General features: G+C 49.0%; 11 protein-coding genes. 2 read left to right on the forward strand and 9 right to left on the reverse strand.

The genetic code is table 11. The annotated features are described in order from the left end of the window. The 9 genes from BZG79_RS09350 to fkpA all read right to left on the reverse strand — a co-directional run. On the reverse strand, positions 1–199 hold a 199-nt coding region (locus tag BZG79_RS09350; RefSeq protein ID WP_241833891.1), incomplete at its 3' end, for a GTP-binding protein. 100 nt (positions 200–299) lie between these two features. Further along, entirely contained in the window at positions 300–2,597 is a 2,298-nt protein-coding gene (gene fusA / locus BZG79_RS09355; protein WP_077774251.1) for an elongation factor G, read from the reverse strand. 75 nt (positions 2,598–2,672) lie between these two features. Beyond that, entirely contained in the window at positions 2,673–3,143 is a 471-nt protein-coding gene (rpsG, locus tag BZG79_RS09360) for a 30S ribosomal protein S7 (RefSeq protein ID WP_025673237.1), read from the reverse strand. Positions 3,144–3,240: 97 nt separating this feature from the next. Beyond that, positions 3,241–3,615 carry a 30S ribosomal protein S12 gene (gene rpsL / locus BZG79_RS09365; protein WP_025673238.1) on the reverse strand — a complete coding sequence of 125 codons (375 nt, stop codon included), beginning with the start codon at positions 3,613–3,615 and terminating at the stop codon, positions 3,241–3,243. Between the two features lie 177 nt (positions 3,616–3,792). Then, complete coding sequence (gene tusB, locus BZG79_RS09370) at positions 3,793–4,083, reverse strand: sulfurtransferase complex subunit TusB (RefSeq protein ID WP_025744275.1); 291 nt, start codon at positions 4,081–4,083, stop codon at positions 3,793–3,795. Between the two features lie 9 nt (positions 4,084–4,092). Next, on the reverse strand, positions 4,093–4,446 hold the full coding sequence (tusC, locus tag BZG79_RS09375; protein ID WP_077774252.1) for a sulfurtransferase complex subunit TusC: 354 nt from the start codon (positions 4,444–4,446) through the stop codon (positions 4,093–4,095). 9 nt (positions 4,447–4,455) lie between these two features. Further along, a complete protein-coding gene (gene tusD / locus BZG79_RS09380; protein WP_077660303.1) occupies positions 4,456–4,848 on the reverse strand; it encodes a sulfurtransferase complex subunit TusD in 393 nt (130 codons plus the stop codon). Beyond that, a complete protein-coding gene (locus BZG79_RS09385) occupies positions 4,845–5,567 on the reverse strand; it encodes a transcriptional regulator (protein WP_025744272.1) in 723 nt (240 codons plus the stop codon). Before BZG79_RS09385 ends, tusD begins: the two co-directional genes overlap by 4 nt. Positions 5,568–5,696: 129 nt before the next feature. Then, entirely contained in the window at positions 5,697–6,479 is a 783-nt protein-coding gene (gene fkpA, locus BZG79_RS09390; RefSeq protein WP_077774253.1) for an FKBP-type peptidyl-prolyl cis-trans isomerase, read from the reverse strand. 126 nt (positions 6,480–6,605) lie between these two features. Between fkpA and BZG79_RS09395 the strand changes: the two genes are divergently transcribed. Then, positions 6,606–7,589 carry a hypothetical protein gene (locus tag BZG79_RS09395; protein ID WP_077676578.1) on the forward strand — a complete coding sequence of 328 codons (984 nt, stop codon included), beginning with the start codon at positions 6,606–6,608 and terminating at the stop codon, positions 7,587–7,589. Between the two features lie 12 nt (positions 7,590–7,601). Then, positions 7,602–7,729 (forward strand): SlyX family protein (locus tag BZG79_RS09400; protein ID WP_199877687.1); only part of this gene is annotated, 128 nt, incomplete at its 3' end.

Here is a 7,729-nt window from a genome sequence, read left to right on the forward strand (position 1 = left end):
GAGACGTTGCGATGGTGATACCACGATCACGCTCTTCTGGTGCGTTATCGATTGACGCGAAATCACGCGCAGCACCGCCGTATACTTTTGCAAGTACAGTACAGATAGCTGCAGTCAGCGTAGTTTTACCATGGTCAACGTGGCCAATAGTACCAACGTTAACGTGCGTTTTCGTACGTTCAAATTTTTCTTTAGACACGATCGTCTTCCTTCCTAGTTGTGAGTTAAGGGGCTTTGCCTAATAACTCAGAAGTCAGTGTTTGATGCCGGTGATCGCACCGGCATCAGGACCAAAATAATTAGCTACGCTCAGCAATTAGAGCATCAGCAATGTTCTTCGGCACTTCACCATACTCGCTGAATTCCATCGAGTATGACGCACGGCCTTGTGTTGCACTACGTAGGTCTGTAGCGTAACCGAACATTTCAGACAGTGGCACTTGGGCACGTACGATCTTCAGACCCGCTGGGCCTTCGTCCATACCGCCAATCAGGCCACGACGACGGTTCAAGTCACCGACAACGTCACCCATCCACTCTTCTGGCGTGGTTACTTCAACCTTCATCATTGGTTCAAGCATAACAGGTTGCGCGTCGTGTGCACNGTCTGTAGCGTAACCGAACATTTCAGACAGTGGCACTTGGGCACGTACGATCTTCAGACCCGCTGGGCCTTCGTCCATACCGCCAATCAGGCCACGACGACGGTTCAAGTCACCGACAATGTCACCCATCCACTCTTCTGGCGTGGTTACTTCAACCTTCATCATTGGTTCAAGCATAACAGGTTGCGCGTCGTGTGCACCTTTCTTGAATGCCATTGATGCAGCGATCTTAAACGCCATTTCGTTGGAGTCAACATCGTGGTAAGAACCATCGAACAAGGTCGCTTTAACGTCGAGCACTGGATAACCGGCGAGTACACCGTTTTTCATTTGCTCTTCGATACCTTTTGATACCGCACCGATGTATTCGCGTGGAACCACACCACCGACGATTTCGTCAACAAAGACGAAGCCTTCGTTTGGCTCTGAAGGTTCGATTTTCAGCCATACGTGACCGAATTGACCACGACCACCAGACTGCTTCACGAATTTACCTTCAACTTTGGTGCTACCACGGATGGTTTCGCGATAAGCAACCTGAGGCTTACCAACGTTACACTCAACGTTAAATTCGCGACGCATACGGTCAACGATGATGTCTAGGTGAAGCTCACCCATACCCGAGATCAGGGTCTGGCCAGACTCTTCGTCAGACTCAACGCGGAAAGACGGATCTTCTGCCGCTAGTTTACCCAGCGCGATACCCATTTTCTCTTGGTCTGCTTTAGACTTAGGCTCAACCGCGATCTGGATAACAGGATCTGGGAACTCCATGCGCTCAAGGATAACTTTTGAATCCATCGCACACAGCGTATCACCCGTAGTCACGTCTTTGAGACCAACACCTGCAGCGATATCACCGGCGCGGATTTCTTTGATCTCTTCACGCTTGTTAGAGTGCATCTGTACGATACGGCCCAAGCGCTCACGCTTTTGCTTCACTGAGTTGTATACACTGTCACCAGAGTTCACTACACCAGAGTAAACACGCATAAAGGTCAGCGTACCTACGAATGGGTCAGTTGCAATTTTGAATGCCAACGCAGAGAACGGTTCTTTGTCGTCTGCATGACGCTCAATTGGGTTACCGTCTTCGTCTTCACCTTTGATCGCTTTAACGTCGATCGGTGAAGGCAAGTATTCGATAACCGCATCCAGTACCGCCTGAACGCCTTTGTTTTTAAACGCCGAACCACAGGTAGCTAGAACAATCTCGTTATCAAGGGTGCGCTGACGTAGCGCTTTCTTGATTTCTTCTTCGGACAATTCGCCTTCTTCAAGGTATTTGTCCATCAGTTCTTCAGACGCTTCAGCAGCAGACTCAACCAGGAAGTTGTGCCACTCTTCTGCTTGCTCTTTCAGATCGTCTGGAATTTCTTCATAGGTATACGTCATACCCATGTCTTCTTCATTCCAGTTGATCGCTTTCATTTTGATCAGGTCGATAACGCCCTTGAACTGGTCTTCTGCACCAATGTTCAAGTGAATTGGCACAGGGTGTGCACCAAGGCGATTTTTGATTTGATCAACAACGCGCAGGAAGTCAGCGCCCGCACGGTCCATCTTGTTGACGAATACCATACGCGGTACTTCGTACTTGTCAGCCTGACGCCATACGGTCTCAGACTGAGGCTCAACACCTGATGAACCACAGAATACAACCACAGCACCATCAAGCACACGCAAAGAACGCTCAACTTCGATGGTGAAGTCAACGTGTCCAGGGGTGTCGATGATGTTTACACGGTGCTGTTTAAACTGCTGATCAGAACCGGCCCAGAAAGTGGTGGTCGCCGCAGAGGTAATAGTGATACCACGCTCTTGTTCTTGCGACATCCAGTCCATGGTCGCGGCACCGTCGTGTACTTCACCGATTTTGTGTGACAGACCTGTGTAAAACAGGATCCGCTCGGTAGTCGTGGTTTTACCGGCGTCTACGTGAGCACAAATACCGATGTTACGGTAGTGCTCGATAGGGGTTTTACGAGCCACAATAGTATCCTCTTGCTAAGGTTAACCTTAGAAAATGGGTTTGGCGTGCTCCGAGCGGAACACGCCATGAAGGCATTACCAGCGGTAATGTGCGAACGCTTTGTTCGCGTCTGCCATACGGTGAACGTCTTCACGTTTCTTAACAGCAGTACCTTTGTTTTCTGATGCGTCTAGCATCTCGCTTGCTAGGCGCTGAGCCATAGATTTTTCACCACGCTTACGAGCGGCTTCAACCAACCAACGCATAGCCAGGGCATTACGACGCACTGGACGTACTTCTACTGGCACTTGGTAAGTTGAACCACCTACACGGCGAGATTTCACCTCGACCGCTGGGCGTACGTTTTCAAGAGCTTGTTCAAATACAGCCAAGTGCTCTTTACCAGAACGCTCAGCCATGATGTCTAGAGCACCATAAACGATTTTTTCAGCAGTTGACTTCTTACCGTCAACCATCAGGATGTTTACAAATTTTGCCAGCAATTCGGATCCGAACTTAGGATCTGGAAGAATTTTACGCTGACCAATTACGCGACGACGTGGCATGGATTATCTCCGTTGTCTTCTTCAGGTTTTATCCAAAACTTTTCAGTTTTTTCAAAATTCAATTGTTTGAGTGTTTGGCCTTACTTAACGGAATCCATTAAGACTTAGGACGCTTCACACCGTACTTAGAACGACCTTGTTTACGGCCGTTAACGCCTGCACAGTCAAGTGCGCCACGAACAGTGTGGTAACGCACACCCGGCAAGTCTTTAACACGACCGCCGCGGATCAGAACAACACTGTGCTCTTGCAGGTTGTGGCCTTCACCACCAATGTATGAGGTGACTTCAAAGCCATTAGTCAAACGTACACGGCATACTTTACGCAGTGCAGAGTTTGGTTTCTTTGGAGTAGTAGTGTAAACACGAGTACATACACCACGTTTTTGTGGACACGCTTCCAGCGCAGGCACGTTGCTTTTCGCAACTTGCTTCAAGCGTGGTTTGCGGACCAGCTGGTTAATAGTTGCCATTAAATAGCTCCTGATATTACTTAACGTATAAGTGTGAAAAATCTAGCCCCAATACAACAGGGACGCGAAATTTTAGGCGTCGGGGTATAGGGTGTCAAGATTTATACAGAGATCTTTGCATTGTTTGTTTTTCAAGCAGCGCGCAGGGGGCGTTTTCACGCTATACAGGCTAGGGTATTACCATGTCATTTGCGTGACATGCTCGACGCTCAAGCTCACTAATTTGTTCATCTCAATCATCACCGCGCTGGGATGAAGCTTATCGCCGAGTCCTCGAGCGTGAACRTCATCACTGAGCAAATAAACAACATGATTCCCGGTAAATAAGCGCGTCGCCCACTCGCTGTTATCTACTCCCGCCAGTACCGCATCACTGATTAGTACAATCACACTGTCCTGATCGATGTAGTTTAAGCACAACGTTAGCGCTTGGTCACGATAGGGAGACGATTTCACGATATGAAGCACGTCGACTCCTTAAAAATGTAGTATACGGTCGCACTCTGACAACCGCTTTTTGACTTGTTCAAGTGCCAGAACTTGAGTGGGTAAGACGGTCTCGGCGTGCTCCAGCCCACGAGATGCCAATGAAGTGCGGCACACATAGATGTTCTCAACGTCACACAGCGGTAGCATTTTAAAGCTGGCAATGTAATCGCGGCTCAGGATCTGTTGCGGTTGCTGACCCGCTATAAGTTGTAGAACCCCATCACCAATAAAAAAAACCGATAAGGTATCGCAAAACGCCGAGGTAGCGAGTAACGCATCTAGCCCTTCTCGACCGCTCGCCGACCCGTGGGGCGATGTAGAAAATACAAACCCTATTTGCATGAAGCCCTCTTAAAATTGCATCACTCGGTCAGCGGTTAACAAAGCGTCAGCCAATGCGCCTAAGCCTGCCTGAGAGAATCCTTCTGCCAAGGTCGCCGTCGATAATTGATGCTGCGTCGCTTCTTGCTCACTGATAATCCCGCGTCGTAATGCCGCGGCAACACAAGTTTCCAGCGCAACACCGTGATCATGCGCCAACCGCTGCCACGCTTCCACCAAATCAAATTCATCATTTGCAGGCACTGTGGTTGCGACGCCATTCAGTACACCTTCTTGATAGAAGAAGACTTTACTCACCTGGTGCCCCGCCTTTATTGCTGCACAGGCAAACTGATAGGCGGTACGTGCCAACTGTGATCCATACGCTGGCTCAGTCACGACTAACACATAACGCAGACTCATGATTCGATCTCTTCTGTTTTGCGCTGTCTAACGTAAAGATAGACCGTATGTTTCGAGATATTGAGACGAGATGCCACACGATGAATGGCATCTTTAATATCAAAAATCCCTTTGTCATAGAGCGCCATGACTATCTGACGGTTTTTAGTGTTATTAGACACCGTTTTGTCGGCATTGACTTCTTCAACTGTCCGTTCAACGGTTTGATCCACCAGCTCTTCCACGTCACTGGCAAAGTTTACCGACGAGGCCGCTTGTTTGGCGAGATCATCCGGAATGAAGGCTTGTAGTACCTGTGAAAAAGGCGCATCTAAATTGATGTTGATACACAATAGCCCGATGATACGATTATCGCCATTGCGAATCGCTACCGTGATCGACTTCATCAAGGTGCCACTTTTCGCTCGGGTAAAATAAGCCCGTGAAAAATTACGCTCTGAGCCTTCAATATCGCGCAACATCCGCAGCGCAAGATCGGTGATTGGCGATCCCACTTTTCTACCCGTGTTTTCACCATTCGCGATCTTGATCGCTGATTTATTTAAATCGTCTAATGCGTGCAGCACGATTTCACAATGTTCACCGATCAGCGCCGCAAGCCCATCCACTACCGCCGCATAAGACCGCAGAATAACACTGTCTTGTTGATTCAATGGATTAGACTCAATGAGCTCATTTTCCGTCATCACGTTCGCGCCAAAGCCTTCTGTCGGTACCACGTACGCCTATCCTTATTCGACCGTCAATGTAAATGTCTCTGCGCACAGTTTAACAGAATTTAAGCCTAAAAATGCAAAAAGCCCCGGCGATGCCGGGGCGGATATTACACAGTCAGACGAGGCTGTCGTTTAGCCTTCGCTCGCCGCGTCTTTTTTGGTATCGTCTTTTATTTCAAGCAGTTCAACATCAAACACCAGGGTTGAGTTGGCAGGAATTGATGCGGTATCTTGATCACCGTAAGCCAACTCAGGTGGCACAACAAAAGTAAATTTAGAGCCAACAGGCATTAGCTGCACACCTTCAGTCCAGCCTGGAATCACGCGGTTAAGCGGGAAGGTAGCTGGCTCACCACGATCGTAGGAGCTATCGAACTGGGTACCGTCAGTCAAGGTGCCTTTGTAGTGAACAACCACGGTATCTTCTGCGGCTGGCTTATCGCCCTCACCCATGCTATCCACTTTGTAAAGTAAGCCAGAGTCCGTTTCTTTAACGCCGTCTTGCTGGGCAAAGTCAGCACGGTATTTTTCACCTTCCGAAATCGCGGCTTCTGCTTTCTCTTTGGCTTGCTGTTGCGCCAGTTCAGTCACGCGCTGATCAAGCGATTGCAATGCCGCTTGCGCTTGCTCATCGGTCAGTTTTGATTCCCCTTGAAAGACATCTTGCACCCCTTGAAGTACCACCTCTTTATCAAGCTCTAAGCCGATGTCTGCTTGTTGCTCTAAGTTAGCGTTGAGGTATTGGGCTAAAGACGCACCGATCGCGTAGGCTGCTTTGTCGTCATCGTTGGCAAACGCTGCTTCCGCTTGTTCGGCAGCTTGATTGGTTTGCTCTACTTTAGCGTCGTCTTGCTGACAGCCGACGGCAAAGGCAACGGTTGCCGCGAGTAGCGACATCTTCATTACTGATTTCATTGGGTACTCCGTTGATGACAAGGATAAATCCTCGTATGGTTGTTACTGACGCATCAACAATGCGAAAGCCTGATTCTATCAATATACTCGTGGTTATATGGCTGCAAACACTGGAACTCAAGCATGATGCCCAAAATCCGCCACATTATTTGCATTTTTATAGTTATTAACAGCTTAACCGGTTGTTGGCAGTCTGGCAAAGAAGCCCAGCGCTGGTCAATCCATCCGGAAGGGGCGACCAGTTTTAGCCTCAGTCGTGACGGCCGTTTTGCCCTGATCGCGTCTGAAGAAACGGATATTGTCCTGTGGGATCTGGTCACTAATCAGCAGCTGGCCGAACTCGGTGCGCAAGATCCGGACGCCAATCCGGTCGTTGTTAGTCATATTTCCGATAATAAGCGCTATGCCATTACCACAACAGCACAAAACTTTGCCGTCTGGGACCTCGCCTGGAGCCAAGCTCAAGGGTTATGGTCCATTTCTGAAGGCATCATACGCGATGCCGCGATCAGTAATAACGGTGAAAAATTGGTGCTAGCGTTGTCGAATGGAAAAGCACTATTTATCGACTTAGGCACGGGAAGGCGCTTAGAGTTCCTCGCCCACCGCGATAAAATCAATGCAGTCTCGATTTCTCCCAACGGCGCCTATGTGCTCTCAGGTGGCAATGACCATCATGCCTACTTCTGGGATACCCAGTCTGGCCAGATCATCAATGACTTTGCTTATGACCGGCGAGTGAAACAAGTCGCCTTGCACCGTGAGGGGAAGTACGCATTTGTCTCTGACGGTGGCAACCGCGCTGTGATTTGGGCCCTACCCAGTGGCGAGAAAGTCAGTGAGTTGGATATCTTTGCTCGCCAAGCTATTTATGTCAGTGCCCGGTTTTCCGATGATGGTACCTTGCTAGCCACCGGCTCACCGTCACAACGGGTCGAATTGTGGGATGTGAAAACGGGTAAAAATATAGGTCGTTGGCAAGCATTGGCCCAGCCAGATACTCGCCCACCCAGCGCAGTGGTGTATGATGTAGCGATTGATCCAACTGGACGTGTTATTTCAGGTACCTCGGCCGGGATTGCCCAAGCTTGGTTAACCGACGCGCAATAACGAGAGAGCAATATGAGCGAGATAGATAAGTTACAACAGCAAATTGATGATCTTGAGTACAAAGTGGCGTTTCAAGAAGACACGATCGACCAGCTCAATACCGCATTGACGCGACAACAAGGTGATATTGAGCGCATGAC

Origin of the sequence: Salinivibrio sp. MA427, assembly GCF_001996115.1 — a bacterium.
Taxonomy (GTDB): Bacteria; Pseudomonadota; Gammaproteobacteria; order Enterobacterales; family Vibrionaceae; genus Salinivibrio; species Salinivibrio costicola.